Annotated in this window: 12 protein-coding genes; 8 read left to right on the top strand and 4 right to left on the bottom strand. The window is 56.7% G+C overall.

The features are described 5' to 3' along the window. From P5704_017015 to P5704_017000, 4 genes are all read left to right on the top strand, one after another. A complete protein-coding gene (locus P5704_017015) occupies positions 1–810 on the top strand; it encodes a cytochrome c (protein ID WOF77733.1) in 810 nt (269 codons plus the stop codon). 473 nt (positions 811–1,283) lie between these two features. Then, a complete protein-coding gene (locus P5704_017010; GenBank protein ID WOF77732.1) occupies positions 1,284–1,613 on the top strand; it encodes a four-helix bundle copper-binding protein in 330 nt (109 codons plus the stop codon). A 485-nt stretch (positions 1,614–2,098) separates the two neighbouring features. Next, positions 2,099–3,307, top strand: a complete 1,209-nt coding sequence (locus P5704_017005; protein ID WOF77731.1) for a vitamin K epoxide reductase family protein — start codon at positions 2,099–2,101, stop codon at positions 3,305–3,307. Positions 3,308–3,340: 33 nt separating this feature from the next. Further along, positions 3,341–4,339: an SDR family oxidoreductase gene (locus tag P5704_017000; protein WOF77730.1), complete on the top strand. Its 999-nt coding sequence runs from the start codon at positions 3,341–3,343 to the stop codon at positions 4,337–4,339. A 60-nt stretch (positions 4,340–4,399) separates the two neighbouring features. Here P5704_017000 and P5704_016995 read toward each other — a convergent pair whose 3' ends face one another. Further along, positions 4,400–6,205, bottom strand: a complete 1,806-nt coding sequence (locus P5704_016995) for a glycoside hydrolase family 15 protein (protein WOF77729.1) — start codon at positions 6,203–6,205, stop codon at positions 4,400–4,402. Between the two features lie 516 nt (positions 6,206–6,721). On the opposite strand from P5704_016995, the gene P5704_016990 reads away from it, so the two are divergent. From P5704_016990 to flgB, 3 genes are all read left to right on the top strand, one after another. Further along, positions 6,722–7,720 (top strand): SDR family NAD(P)-dependent oxidoreductase, encoded by a 999-nt coding sequence (locus tag P5704_016990; protein WOF77728.1) that lies wholly within the window; start codon positions 6,722–6,724, stop codon positions 7,718–7,720. Positions 7,721–7,991: 271 nt separating this feature from the next. Further along, positions 7,992–8,351: a co-regulatory protein PtrA N-terminal domain-containing protein gene (locus tag P5704_016985; GenBank protein WOF77727.1), complete on the top strand. Its 360-nt coding sequence runs from the start codon at positions 7,992–7,994 to the stop codon at positions 8,349–8,351. A gap of 169 nt (positions 8,352–8,520) precedes the next feature. Beyond that, positions 8,521–8,934, top strand: a complete 414-nt coding sequence (gene flgB / locus P5704_016980) for a flagellar basal body rod protein FlgB (GenBank protein ID WOF77726.1) — start codon at positions 8,521–8,523, stop codon at positions 8,932–8,934. Positions 8,935–8,997: 63 nt separating this feature from the next. Here the strand turns inward: flgB and P5704_016975 are convergent, their stop codons facing one another. Both P5704_016975 and P5704_016970 read right to left on the bottom strand, forming a co-directional pair. Continuing rightward, the gene (locus P5704_016975; GenBank protein ID WOF77725.1) at positions 8,998–10,665 is read right to left on the bottom strand and encodes a hypothetical protein; all 1,668 of its coding nucleotides are present in this window, start codon (positions 10,663–10,665) and stop codon (positions 8,998–9,000) included. Between the two features lie 105 nt (positions 10,666–10,770). Next, entirely contained in the window at positions 10,771–11,517 is a 747-nt protein-coding gene (locus P5704_016970) for a heavy metal sensor histidine kinase (GenBank protein WOF77724.1), read from the bottom strand. A gap of 108 nt (positions 11,518–11,625) precedes the next feature. Between P5704_016970 and P5704_016965 the strand changes: the two genes are divergently transcribed. Next, the gene (locus P5704_016965; protein WOF77723.1) at positions 11,626–12,654 is read left to right on the top strand and encodes an IS30-like element ISPsp7 family transposase; all 1,029 of its coding nucleotides are present in this window, start codon (positions 11,626–11,628) and stop codon (positions 12,652–12,654) included. On the opposite strand, the gene P5704_016960 is transcribed toward P5704_016965, so the two are convergent. Further along, on the bottom strand, positions 12,643–13,260 hold the full coding sequence (locus P5704_016960) for a hypothetical protein (GenBank protein ID WOF77722.1): 618 nt from the start codon (positions 13,258–13,260) through the stop codon (positions 12,643–12,645). The genes P5704_016965 and P5704_016960 overlap by 12 nt on opposite strands. Positions 13,261–13,269 lie beyond the last annotated feature (9 nt).

Raw genomic sequence — 13,269 nt, 5'->3', positions numbered from 1 at the left:
ATGAAAAGAATAATTATTAGCTTCGCTGCCTTCTGTGCTCTAGGCCTGTTGGTAGTGGCCGGAGTTGTTTTCTCAGGACTGATTAGCGTTGCCGCGGATGATCCTCATACGGGAGTCGTGCACGCATTCCTGGAAACTGCTCGCAATCGCTCGATTGAGGTTCGCTCCGAAGACATAGCCGTGCCATCTCTCGACGATGAAGACCAAATTCGCGCCGGGGCGGGGAACTACGACTCGATGTGTGTGGGTTGTCATTTGGCGCCAGGCATGGCTGAGACCGAGCTAAGCAATGGCCTTTATCCCGCTCCACCCAGCCTGGCTGAAGCGGGGCTATACGATGACCCAGCAAAAACATTTTGGGTCATCAAGCATGGCATCAAGGCCACTGGGATGCCTGCGTGGGGTAAAAGCATGGCTGACCCGTACATCTGGGGAATGGTGGCTTTTCTGCAGAAGCTTCCTAAGTTAGATGAAGGAGCGTATCGAGCACTCGTTGCGTCTAGCGGTGGTCACCAGCATGGTGGTGGGGAGACCCCAGCTGGGCATGGTGAGCAACACGGCGAGATGGCCTCGGGCGACCACCATCAGGGCGACAGTGGCGGCTCGGATCACCACGGCTCTAGCAGCTCGGGTGGAGCACCCGGCCAACCAGGCTCCGGGCATCATGGTGGTAAAGAAAGCGATGACCATCATGCGTCAGACCAGCCACAGACGGCGGAGGAAAGCACTGACAATGACCGTGCCGATGCGGAAGGCAAATCCTCTGCAAATAACCATGTGCACGCAGACGGGAAGCAACACGAGCACTAACATCCGATATGTGTGTGCCTAGTCGGTTCTGACTAGGCTCTTTGAAAGGCGCCTCAGCAAAAGCATAAGGGTCGGCTCTAGGCCATCCTGGTCGACGCAACGGTACCGGAGGCCTCTGCAATTGCTTTCTAAAAGTTAGGCCGCAAGGCTAGTTGCCCATATGGTTCAGCGGCTTTCGCTCCGGCCGTTCTCTAATGGATGCTCCCAGTCCTGGCGACAGGGAGCCCCCCATTTCCCACTCAATCATCTCGCACAGACTAGCGAAGCCGTACAGGCAATCTGACTGCCACATCGCCACCAACTGCGCCCGCAGAGCCCCGGTGCGGTTGGATTTACCTTACAACATTGTAATGAAGTTTTTCGAAACGGGCTCGGTAGGAGCGTGTCGTAATTCGGTGTCTGCTAACAGGCTGATGAGCCGTATCGGTCAGTAGGCACCGACGACATACAACTATCGAACCCTGGAGAACGCAATGACAAACTCAATGTTCGCTTCCTGTATCCAAGCTTGTTCGAACTGTGCCCTTGTGTGCGAAACGTGCGCCTCTGCTTGCCTGCGTGAGGATGACGTAAAAATGATGGCACGCTGCATCGAGCTTGACCGCGACTGCGCGGACATTTGTAGGTTGGCCGCCATACTGATGAGTCGCGAAAGTGATTACGCTAAAGAATTTTGTGCCCTTTGCGCCAAGATCTGCCGTGCATGCGGAGAGGAATGCGCGAAACATCAAGTGGATCACTGCCAAGAGTGTGCCAAAGCGTGCATGAAGTGCGCTGAAGAATGCGAGCGCATGGCTGCGTAACATTCGCGACTTGCTGCTCTGGCAAAGCTCGTCATCTCGTTGCCAGAGCAGCTTCGCCGGAATGACCTTATATCCCAGCATGTGCAGTTGAAGCTAAGCCAGCTGACTTGCTAGCAGAAAAGGCCTAGATATCCGCTGGCCGAGCTCACCCAAACCTGCACGCGGTCGCAACACCGTAACGCTTTTTCTCTTGCCGCAACGTAACCAATACTTCAGTGCTGGGGACTAGATCTATGGAGCATCAAGGGGAATATCTACGCCAAGGCGCCATGTCGTCCGATATGGGTATGGATGCGCATATGCAGATGATGGAGCGGCGCCACATCGCGACGCTTTGGTGCCACTTCGTCAATGTATTGCTCGGCTTTTGGGTGCTGAGTGCGCCCTTCATATTCGGCTACATGAACGTAGCGCCGGGCGACCTCGACCTGCCACGCCTCGCAACCGAGCGTGATCTACCCGAGGTCGCCACTCGCGCGCTGCTGATGACCTGGAACGACGTCATCAGCGGCGCGTTGATCGTGTTGTTCGCCATCCTCTCGCTCAAACGGATCAGCTGGGCGCAATGGGCCAACACGATTATGGGATTGTGGTTGATGTTCGCGCCGCTGCTGTTCTGGACTCCTTCCCCGGCGAGCTACGGCAATGCCTTGCTGGTCGGCGGGCTGGTAATTGCCTTCTCCACTCTGGTGCCGATGATGCCCGGCATGAGCATGTCCGGGATGATGCAGAAGGCCGCGGTTCCACCGGGCTGGGATTACAACCCTTCAACCTGGCTGCAACGCCTGCCAATAGCTATTCTCGCCGTGATTGGCATTCTGCTCGCACGTTATCTAACCGCTTATCAGCTTGGCCATACCTCGAATGCCTGGGACCCGTTCTTCGGCACCCAGCCCAACGGCACGGAAACCATCATCACTTCCGACATGTCGCGCGCCTGGCCGGTGTCCGATGCCGGGATCGGTGTGATGGCCTATATGATCGAGCTCCTCATGGCGGTGATGGGCGATGCCCGGCGCTGGCGGACCATGCCGTGGATGGTCGCCGCGTTCGGCGTGGTGGTAGTGCCCCTGGGCGTCGTGAGCATCTTCTTCATCATCGCCCAGCCGATCTTCATCGGTACTTGGTGCACGCTTTGCCTGGCTCAAGCCTTGGCTATGCTGGTGATGATGCCTTACGCGCTGGATGAACTGGTTGCCATGTGCCAGTTCCTCAAGGATGCGCGGCGCCGTGGCAAACCGTTTTGGAGAACTTTCTTCAAAGGCGATGCGATGGAAGGCGCCCGTGAGGACAATACGCCGGAGTTCGACGGCAGCCTCTCCTCGATGACTCTCAGAGGCCTTCGCGGAGTGAACCTTCCCTGGGGGCTCGCGCTGCTGTGCATTCTAGGCGTCTGGCTGATGTCAACCCGCCTGATCTTCGGCACCGACGGCGCGATGGCCAACAGTGATCACCTGATGGGCTCGCTGCTGCTCACCGTCTCGGTCCTGGCGTGCGCCGAAGTGGCACGGCCGCTGCGTTTTCTGAACCTGCCAATCGGTGCCTGGCTACTGGCATCACCCGCCTTCCTCGACGGTGCAGGGTTCGCCGCGACCGTGGGTAGTCTGATCGCCGGCGCGCTGGTGATCGGCCTGAGTCTGCCCAGAGGTCCTATTCACCATCGTTATGCCGGCTGGAATGCGTTGTTGCGGTAGCCAACCTTCACCGAACACAAAGGAGCCCCGGACATGACTGACCGTGAACAGACCGCCGTGATCTGTGGCGGGACCGCAGGCGTAGGCCGCGCGACGGCTCACGCGTTCGCCCAGGCGGGCTACCGCGTCGCCGTGATTGCGCGTGGTGAGCAGGGCCTGGCGGACACTCGCAACGAGCTGGAAGCGGCTGGGGCGAAAGTTCTGGCAATTGCCGCGGATGTCGCCGACCCCGAAGCTATCGATCAGGCGGCCGATCGGATCGAGGCGGAACTGGGGCCGATCGAGATCTGGGTCAACGCGGCGATGGCGACGGTGTTCGGCCCGGTGAACAAGATCAGCGCGGCGGAATTCAAACGTGTGACCGACGTGACCTATCTGGGCTTCGTGCATGGCACGCTGGCGGCGCTGCGGCATATGGAGTCTCGCAACCGCGGCACCATCGTCCAGGTGGGTTCGGCGCTGTCCTATCGCGCGATACCGCTGCAATCGGCCTACTGCGCCGCCAAGTTCGCCATTCGTGGGTTCACCGACTCGCTGCGCTGCGAACTGATCCATACCAACAGCCGGGTGCGGCTGACCATGGTGCAGCTGCCAGCGCACAACACGCCGCAGTTCGACTGGTCGCGCAACAAGATGCAAAAACGACCGCAGCCGGTCCCACCGATCCATACGCCTGCTGTGGCAGCGCGCGCGATTGTCCGCGCGGCAACCGATGCGCCGCGCGAACTGTGGATCGGACGCGCCTCTTTTCAGGCGATTATCGGCAACATGTTCATGCCCGGCCTACTCGACCGGATGATGGCCAAGCAGGCCTGGAGTGGGCAGATGACCGACTCGCCGGCCGGTGATGAACAGCCTGACAACCTGTTCCATCCCGTAGAGGGCCTGCACCGTCTCGAAGGGCGCTTCGGCGCGCAGGCCAAGGACAAGGCACTGGGCCTCAGTTCCGAATCCGTGGGCAAGCTGGCCACGGGCGCCTTGGCACTGGTAATGGTGATTTGTGTAGCGGCAGTAGTTGCCATTGCCCGCTAGCTAGCTGGGTGGCAACGACTAGACCATGCAAGAGCGCGTTATAGACCGGCTACAGCTACGTTAATCAGCAGAGCCGAGGCTCAGGGCGGCGTTTATCAAACCGACATGAGAAAAGGCCTGAGGTACATTCCCTAAATGCTGGCCGCTTCGGGTGTCGAACTCCTCAGCGAACAGGCCGTGCTCACCCTTGCGTTGCAGCAGCTGTTCGTAAAGTTCCTTTGCCTCTCGAGGCCGGCCGGTTTGCACTAATGCCTCGACCAGCCAAAAGCTACAGATGAAGAAGGCGCCTTCTCGGCCCTCTAGCCCATCCGAAATTTCAGCAGGGTAGCGCCGTAGCGCGCCGCCGCCTTCGTCCAGTTGTTTGCGGATCATATCGACCGTATTGACGAAACGTTCATCGCCGCCTTCGACGAAGCCAACACGCGCTAATAACAGGAGGCTAGCATCCAGCCTATCGTCATCGAAGGCCCGGACGAAGTTATTGCCGTCGGCGCTGAGACCACGGCGCAGGACTAACTGACGTAGAGCCTCGGCCTGATTGACCCAACTTTCCTCATCTCCGTCTAGGTCATGGCGGCGCTTCAGCCATAGCGCACGCTGTAGACCGGCCCAGGCCATGACCTTGGAGTGCACATAGTGGCGCGGCGCGCTGCGCATCTCCCAAATGCTTTGGTCAGGCTCCTGCCAGTGCGCTGCAATGAAATCAGCAGCGGCGCGCATATGAGGCCAGTGCGCCCGCATCGCATCGTCGCCCATGCTATCGCAGATGCTCACGCACTCCAGCAACTCGCCATAAACATCCAGCTGAAACTGGCCATCAGCAGCGTTACCCACACGCACCGGCCGCGAGCCGCGATAGCCATCAACCCCTTCGATATTACGTTCTGGCGGTGGCGCAGCTCCGTTTACATCGTATAGCACGGCCAGCGGCGTCCCATGCTGCTCAATGGTTCGCTGCATCCACTGGGCCCAACAATGTGCCTCATCCCGACAACCGAGGCCGAAAAGAGCACCAAGTGTCAGCCCCGCATCTCGAAACCAGGTGTAGCGGTAATCCCAGTTCCGCTCCCCGCCCAGGTGTTCAGGTAGGGAAGTGGTTCCGGCGGCAACGACCGCTCCGCTGGGTGCGTAAATCAATAACTTAAGGCTAATCGCGCTGCGTACCACGGCGCCTCTATATGCTGCGGGGCACTCCAGCGCTGCGCACCAGTCGCGCCACGCAATCAGGGTCGCCTCAATCCGCGCGGGTACAGATTCAATCGACACAGGAACGGGTGGGGCATCTTGCTCTAAGGAAACGCTTAGAGAAACTCCCGCACGCCCTCCTGCATCTACTGAGATCGCTCCCTTCCAGCCTTCGCCGTCCGGATACAGTGCGCAGTCCGCTTGAAGCAACAGCTGTTGACCCATATAAGAATAGGTTAACCCTTCGGCTGAAATGCTTGCCTCACCGGCTACGCTTCCGAAATCTGGACGCGGCTCAAACTGCAGAGTGAACTCACAGCGGCCAGCTAAGCCGTCTACCTGCCAAAGCAAGCGTTGCTGATCGTCCGATCCAGGCCACTCCATACAAAGCGTGACACGGGCGGACCCGGACGCGCTGTGCACTTCGAACTCTAATACTGCAGAATCGTCCAGATAATGCGTTTTGACGTCACCCGGTGTCGACAGCTGTAGCCGCCCGCCACGTTGACGGTCGAGCAGCGGCCAAATCATCGGTGTGGCATCGAAGCGCTGGGGACAGAACCATTCCACGTTGCCATCTGGGCCCACCAATGCCATGGAGCGACCATCACCGATGGCCGCCAGCGAAGCGATCGTTGGATATTCTGCCTTTCCAGCTGCCAGTTGCTGATTAATTCTCATAGTTCTCTTCGTGTCGGTGCGCTTACAGACGGTTCAAAGGCCAGTCTGGACTGCTGCTTCAAAGCGGCAGGCTCGCGTTGAGGTAATAAATGCATTGAAGTTGGCATGAAGAGTAACCCGACGTACGCCGGCTTATTTTTAACCATAACGATGTCGCTTTTCGAAGCGCAAGCCGCGCGAAAATACAAGAAACAGATTATTAGTCGACTGCACGATTAATCAGTAGTTTCAATTGCGATTGTGAATTGTCAGACTCGATAGATCGAATAGCAAAATCTTTTCCAAGCATGCATTCGTATAGCTCAATAATTCAGTTCTATGCTTACAGAAATGTAATCAAGTTTCCGCGCCATAACTAGATTGATGATCTAGCCTGAAAAGTTCTATTCGCCTGTCCTGCGGCGGCGCTGGCACAAGGCAGTCGTACAACACTGGAGTTACGGACCATTCGGCCGTATGACTTTGCCAGGAGAACCAATAATGGTTTTGCGAATCTTCTCATCGCAGAGATTGGCTTTGCTGCTGCTTCTGCTTACCGCCCTGCAACTCAGTGGCTGCGCCGTTTCCCCACGCCTGAAACCAAGCGACCAGCCAAGCGTAGCTGGCAAAACCTTCGTCATCACTGGTGCCTCCAGTGGCTTCGGTCGCGGCGTGGCGCTCAGGCTTGCCGCTTTGCAAGGCGACGTGGTGCTGGCGGCCCGCCGAACCGCGGTGCTCGAAGAACTGGCTACGCAGATACGCGAGGCAGGAGGGTCGGCACTCGTAGTGACCACCGATGTGAGCAAACCAGCCGACATACAAGGCCTGGCCCAAGCCGCCATCGAACGCTTCGGCAGTATCGACGTGTGGATCAACAACGCAGCGGTCGGAGCACTGGGGCGCTTCGAAGACGTCCCCGTCGAGGACCATGCGCGGGTTGTGGACGTCAATCTCAAGGGCGTGATCTACGGAAGCCACGCGGCCATGCGCCAGTTCAGAACTCAGGGCTTCGGCACGCTGGTCAACGTCGGCTCGGTCGAGAGCGAGATACCGCTGGCTTACCATGCCTCCTACGCAGCGACCAAAGGTGGAGTGATGAATCTCGGGGCAGCAATCGCCGAGGAGATTCGCCTGAGCGGCAGCGAGACTATTAGTGTCGCCACTGTTATGCCCTGGGCTGTGGACACACCGTTCTGGGAACACGCGGCCAACTACACCGGCGGCACGCCACGCATGGCCGCAATGGACGGCCCTGAGCAGGTGGTTGAAGCCATCGCCTGGGTCTCGGTCAACCCGCGCAAACGTCTGCCGGTAGGCTGGAAAGCCCGGGGCGCAGTGATCTCGCATTCGCTGTTCCCCTCTCTCACCGAGCGAATCGCGGCGAACATCGCGCACCGCTGGCAGATCGAAAAAGCTCCGCCAGCACCGCCAACAACGGGTTCGCTTTACAAGCCAATGCACTCTGGCACTGGTGTGGAAGGCGGCGTGCGTGAACGTATGGAGCGGGAAGAGACTGCACGAGAGCAATCGAAATAACGCCGGCTATTACCGGTTGATCGAGCTGGCTTGGGATGAAATACCCGTGCTGGTGATTTCTGGTAATGAGCTACCAGTTTATGCGGGTGAGCGGCCGCTCGGTCAAAAAACCGATAGCTTACAAAAATGTAATCACAAGCTCAGCTTCATGACAGGGCAGATTAACTAATCTGCAGAAGTAGATGGTCCAAGAGACGGCATAAAATGGTTCTAGTCCATTGAAACAGGCTCAGTAGCAACGGCCGCAGCTTTCACTACGGAGGTCACCTCTATGAAATCGTTGATACCTTTTTACCTTGTCGGATCGCTGATGCTGTCTCCCATGGCTTTGGCTGAAGGAGGAAGCGACCGCACTCTCGAGCGCCTTCAGCAACTGCGCGATAAAGCTGAAGCGGTTTTGGTTCAAGCAGAGAAAGCGCCAGTCTGCGAGCGCCAAGTGCATATGAAAGAACATATGGGAATGCTCGAAGAAATGATGAGCCAGCTCCATAAAGATCATCCAGGACCAAACGTCTCTACCGAGGAGCATTTGGCTTGGATGGAGAAGCACGACAAATTGGTAGACGACGTACTGGAACAAATGATTCGCGAGCATAAGCTGATGACGGCTGATAGGGAGTGTCATCAGTAATAAATCTCTACACTTCCAGGAATTACGATTACAACGCTATCTGGCTCTGCACCGCCCGACCAGGTGCCAGGTGCCAGGTGCCAGGTGCCAGGTCGGGCGTAAATCCTATGGGGCTGATCGACGTAATTCTGATCAGCACTGGTTTTCTCCAAACTTGATAGGATCGTTGATGAGGATTAGTTTCGAAAAGGCTGTAGGCGGGCCAGAAAAAACGCTCCTCTACACTGCCAAAAGGGCAGAGGTGCTGAGCAACAATATAGCCAATGCTGATACACCCAATTTCAAAGTCAGGGATTTGAATTTTGCCTCGGTGCTTGCCGCTCAAAACAAGCAGGCAATTAACACTGAGTTTTCACTGGCCAAAACTAACCAGAGCCATATAAATACTGGTGGCTTGGAGGTTACTCTTAGCGATGCGGCCCTACTCTACAGGGTTCCCAATCAACCATCGCTTGATCAGAACACAGTAGACGTTCAGGTTGAACAAGCAAAATATGCGGAAAATTCGATTCGTTTCCAGGCTGCATTTACTCGGCTGAACGGCGCATTCAAGGGTTTAATGATGGCCCTGAAAGGTGAGTGAAAAGGCAATCTTCCTTTGGCTCTGCGCCCCGTAAGGAACCTCTGGGCTGTGCGAGACAGGCTCTCACTCGCTTTTAAACAACAGTCCCTCAATTCGATCGTGTTCTTCCCGTGTCGGTAGAGCGGTTGAATCTACATTGTCATCACTATCCGACTCGTCGTTTTTCGGCGAACCACGTTCAGGGTGGTAACCGCCATCTGCGTCGAACGCTACCCACCCGTACCACTCTCGGATGACCTTAGACGGTTGGCCGTCTTCCATTGCCACATACCAGTCCGCCAATCGAAAACGCTTACCGGCAAGCTTCGAAGTAGCCCTTTCGGCTCGAACCAACGCGAGATAGAGCGGGTGCGGCAGCTTTTCTATGGCTCCGGTTTCGTCGAGCAAGAAAGTGAACGAGGCGTGCGATAGTTGCTTTGTGGAACCGGCCAGCTCCTCTTCCTCGCCTAAGGTAAACACAGGAGCAAAGCCGCCCCCCTCCGTTCGAAAGTTGGTCGTTTGGCCTTGGTAGACCCTGGCAGCGTTCCACTGCACCTCGCCAGCATAAGCGTACGCGCGCAGGTCAAACTTCATTGGTCGTACCTGAGGGTCGGCGACGGTTCTACGCTCGCCAGGAGCTATAAGGGACTGGGCCAAGTAGTTTCCGCCAATGATTTCTTCCCAAACCCGCTTGGTGAGCTTGTCTCCTCGGTACGCACCGCGACTACCAAACCCGCTGACAGGCTTGAAAAAGAGGCTACGGCGGTTTTGCCAGAGGTGCTCCGCATTGCGATGCTCGACAGGAACCGTAAGCGGGACGTACTGGGCCAATACGGCTCGGACTTGCTGATCGACGCCAATCTCTTCCAAAAAACGTGCGTTGGTTAGGTCAACCAACCGGCGTTTGTCGGCATAAAGGGCATAGGCCTGAGGATGTGGCGTTACCGTCACGACATCAGCCAAATAAGCGCTGCGCAGCGCGCTGCAATTGTCGCCTTCCAGATAGAAATCGGTGAGTCGGTTGTAGACGAGATCCACAGGCTTCCCGTCGACCAAGAGGCACTCGTTGTGAAAGGCCAGATCGGCTGGGTCCGCGATTAGGCAGTCGATTCCTGCTGACTCGAATAACCGCTGAAAAAGAAGGAACTCCGGATACAGGTATTGGGCTTGTGGGCTTTCATCCAAGATCACCACGCGCGTGAGCGGACGTGGCTCGCCGCTCGTAGACCATTCCTGGGCGAACATATCCAGAATCGAACGCTCGAAGCCGCCGGGTCCTTCCTGACCTGGCGAAAGCCCGACTACGCCGCTGCAACAACTACGCTGCGCGCGGGCGAGCAATACGTTTAGCATCGCTCCGCCCGCATTTGTGTTTATTTCGATGAGCCCAAGCTTGTCATCATCCAGATGGAAGTCGTAGCCAAAGAAGACGCCGCGCGCGCCCCGAGGATCGTGTCGGGCAATAGGAGGTGCAGAATCCAGAGCATGCTCACGCCAACCGGGCGAGCTCACGGTCTGCTCGATGGCCTGAATAACCTCATTAACCTGGCGCAGCCGCAAGGATGAAACAAAGACCGGTCGTGCTGCAAACACATGAGGGCAACGTGACTTCAATAGCTCCGACAGCTCTGAATTCCCAAGCTGTTCGGTCAATGAGTTTACGAGCGCAGCTTGATCTAGGCTTACGCAGAAGCACGCTTCGTTGAGCGCTGCGGCTGTCGTACCGCATTTTCTCGATGAGGACGCTTGCACGGGAACCTCCAGAACCAAACATACAGCTTCGAAAGTCTCGGCCTCTTTCGGTTCAGCCTGGCGTTTCTATGAGCGTAGGTCAGGGTCGTTGCTGGCACTCTGCCATTAACTAGACATAAGCTTTGGAAGCGTCATTGTGAAAGTCGTATGCCCCTCAGCTGATTCGCAAGCGATGCGCCCTTTGTGCGCTTCGACTATCGAACGAGTGATAGCCATGCCGAGGCCCGCATTCATGGTGGTTCCTTCGCGCCTTGCGGTGTCGACCCTATAGAATCGATCAAACACTCGGGCCTGAAGCTCGGCTGGAATCGTTGTGCCTCGGTTGGATATGGCTGTGCAAACCGAGCCACCGCTCTCGCTTATTTCAACGCTGATGGTGCTGCCTTCCTCTGCATATCGAACTGCGTTAGAGACTATGTTTGAGACGGCCCGTCTCAGCATCGATTTATCGCCATGTACCGATCCATCGCCTGAAAGCGCGATTTCTACCTTTTTGTCCTCGGCTGCAAGCTCGTAATATTCGATAACGCTCGCGGTAATCTCAGCCATGCTGGCATCTTCGGCATTGGGCGTAATCTTCCCGTTGTCCGCCTTGGCGAGGAATAGCATGTCATCGACCATCTTTGACATGCGCCTAAGTTCTTCGAGGGCGGAATACAAAATGTCTTTGTAGTCGGTATTCTCGCGGTCGCGCAAGAGCGCGACCTCCATTTGGGTAAGCATGCTGTTCAGCGGCGTTCTTAGCTCATGCGCGATATCCGCTGAGAAACCTGACAATCTGAGAAAAGAGTCGTCCAAGCGCGAAAGCATTTCGTTGAAGTTGTCTACGAGTTCATGCAGCTCGCCTGGCACCGACTCGGTTGGAATTCTGGTATCTAAGCAGTGGGCGGTTACCGTAGAAGAAGGGCGGCGGCAAAAACTGAGTGCAACACCTGACCTTTCCGGTACGGTGCTGCCCCTATGTCTTATACCGAACTCAGCGTTGAAGAGCGCGCCACCATTCAAATCGGTCGTACCCAAGGCTTCAGCCTGCGCAGGATTGCCTGCTTGATCAACCGATCCCCTTCGACCATCAGCCGTGAGCTGCGCCGTAACCGAGGTGCTTGCGGTGGCTACTCGGCCCGCCTGGCCCAGCAGCAAATGCAGGCCCGCCGCCAGGTTTGTCGACCGATGCGAAAACTGTTGCCGGGTAGCGAGCGCTTCGAACTGGTGACCCATATGCTGCGTGAGCGTTTGTCTCCCGAGCAGATTGCCGGCAAGCTGCGCAGCATGAACATACCCAACCTGCGAGATGCCTACGTCTGTCGCGAGACGATCTACAACGCGATCTATGCCCTGCCAGTGGGTGAGCTGCGTAAGGAGCTGATCATCTGTCTGCGCCAAGGCAAGACGACGCGCCGGCCGCGCTCTGGTGGCGTGGATCGGCGCGGCCAGATCCCCGAGATGGTCAGTATTCATGTGCGCCCGCCGGAGATTGAAGACAGGCTGATGCCGGGGCATTGGGAAGGCGACCTCATCAAGGGTAAGGCCAACGCCTCGTCCGTCGGTACGCTGGTGGAACGCACCAGTGGCTACCTGATGTTGGTGAAGATGAACGACGCGACGGCGACTTCGGCGCTGGAAGGCTTCAGCGCCGCGCTCAATAGCATGCCGCTGGAGATGCGCAAGAGCATGACTTACGACCAGGGCCGGGAGATGGCGCGACACGCCGAGATCACCCAAAGAACCGGCGTGGCGATCTACTTCTGCGACCCGCACAGCCCCTGGCAGCGCGGCAGCAACGAAAACATCAACGGCCTGATTCGCCAGTACTTGCCCAAGGGCACAGACCTGTCGGTACATAGCCAGGAGGAGCTGGACGCCATTGCGCTGCAACTGAACATGCGACCGCGCAAGCGCTTCGACTTCAAATGCCCCATCGAGGTGATGGGAGAGGTCATGCAAAATGCCATGGCAATGCGGCATGATGCTCCGGTTTCAATTCAATAACCGTGTTGCACTCAGCTCCTGCAACCGCCAAGTCTTGGACAGTTCGTCTATTGGTTTTAAGCCTTTCCTGATCAGAACAACACCTAACGCGCCACTCAGAAGTGCACTAACGACAAGCGTATAAGCAAACCACTGCTGAATCATATCGAAGAAGTGGATTCGGTGCGTTACATCCAAAGCCAAATAGATAACAGTGTCCTGCCCTTCTACCCACCGATTTACTTTTCTGGTAATTCCGCTGTACTGGTGGCCACCGAAACTTACCGTCCAGCGTTCCTCTTGGATGTCTGTGACAAGAGGTAGCAAGCTCTCAGACAGATTGTGATGGGAGTAAACCGTCTTACCGTCTACTACAACCGCAGTCGCGAAGCCAAAGGAGTGCTCAATAACGGCATCGATCCTTGAAGCGGTCTCAGGCCCGAATGCTGAGCTGTTGAGTAGCGTACGCTCTACTGCAGCGGCCTTTTCATTAAGCACTTGTGCATCTTTGCGTTCGAAATGGAGCTGACAAAAATAATTAAAGCTGATTGCGGCCGCCAGCAGCACAACCGTAACCACGAGCATGAAAGCTATCGCCATTCTGCTCGTCAGTGACACTTTTCCCATCAGTACGGT

This window comes from Pseudomonas sp. FeN3W (assembly GCA_030263805.2).
GTDB classification, from domain to species: Bacteria; Pseudomonadota; Gammaproteobacteria; order Pseudomonadales; family Pseudomonadaceae; genus Stutzerimonas; species Stutzerimonas stutzeri_G.
Note: the sequence above shows the minus strand (reverse complement) of the source record. Positions and strands in the feature narration are given on the sequence as shown.

What these genes read in the sequence shown, in the direction of transcription:
- P5704_017005 (WOF77731.1), top strand. Translation starts at nt 2,099, where the DNA reads ATGACCTGGAACGACGTCATCAGCGGCGCGTTGATCGTGTTGTTCGCC.
- P5704_017000 (WOF77730.1), top strand. Translation starts at nt 3,341, where the DNA reads ATGACTGACCGTGAACAGACCGCCGTGATCTGTGGCGGGACCGCAGGC.
- P5704_016965 (WOF77723.1), top strand. Translation starts at nt 11,626, where the DNA reads ATGTCTTATACCGAACTCAGCGTTGAAGAGCGCGCCACCATTCAAATC.
- P5704_016995 (WOF77729.1), bottom strand. Translation starts at nt 6,205, where the DNA reads ATGAGAATTAATCAGCAACTGGCAGCTGGAAAGGCAGAATATCCAACG.
- P5704_016960 (WOF77722.1), bottom strand. Translation starts at nt 13,260, where the DNA reads ATGGGAAAAGTGTCACTGACGAGCAGAATGGCGATAGCTTTCATGCTC.
- P5704_017015 (WOF77733.1), top strand. Translation starts at nt 1, where the DNA reads ATGAAAAGAATAATTATTAGCTTCGCTGCCTTCTGTGCTCTAGGCCTG.
- P5704_016985 (WOF77727.1), top strand. Translation starts at nt 7,992, where the DNA reads ATGAAATCGTTGATACCTTTTTACCTTGTCGGATCGCTGATGCTGTCT.
- P5704_017010 (WOF77732.1), top strand. Translation starts at nt 1,284, where the DNA reads ATGACAAACTCAATGTTCGCTTCCTGTATCCAAGCTTGTTCGAACTGT.
- flgB (WOF77726.1), top strand. Translation starts at nt 8,521, where the DNA reads ATGAGGATTAGTTTCGAAAAGGCTGTAGGCGGGCCAGAAAAAACGCTC.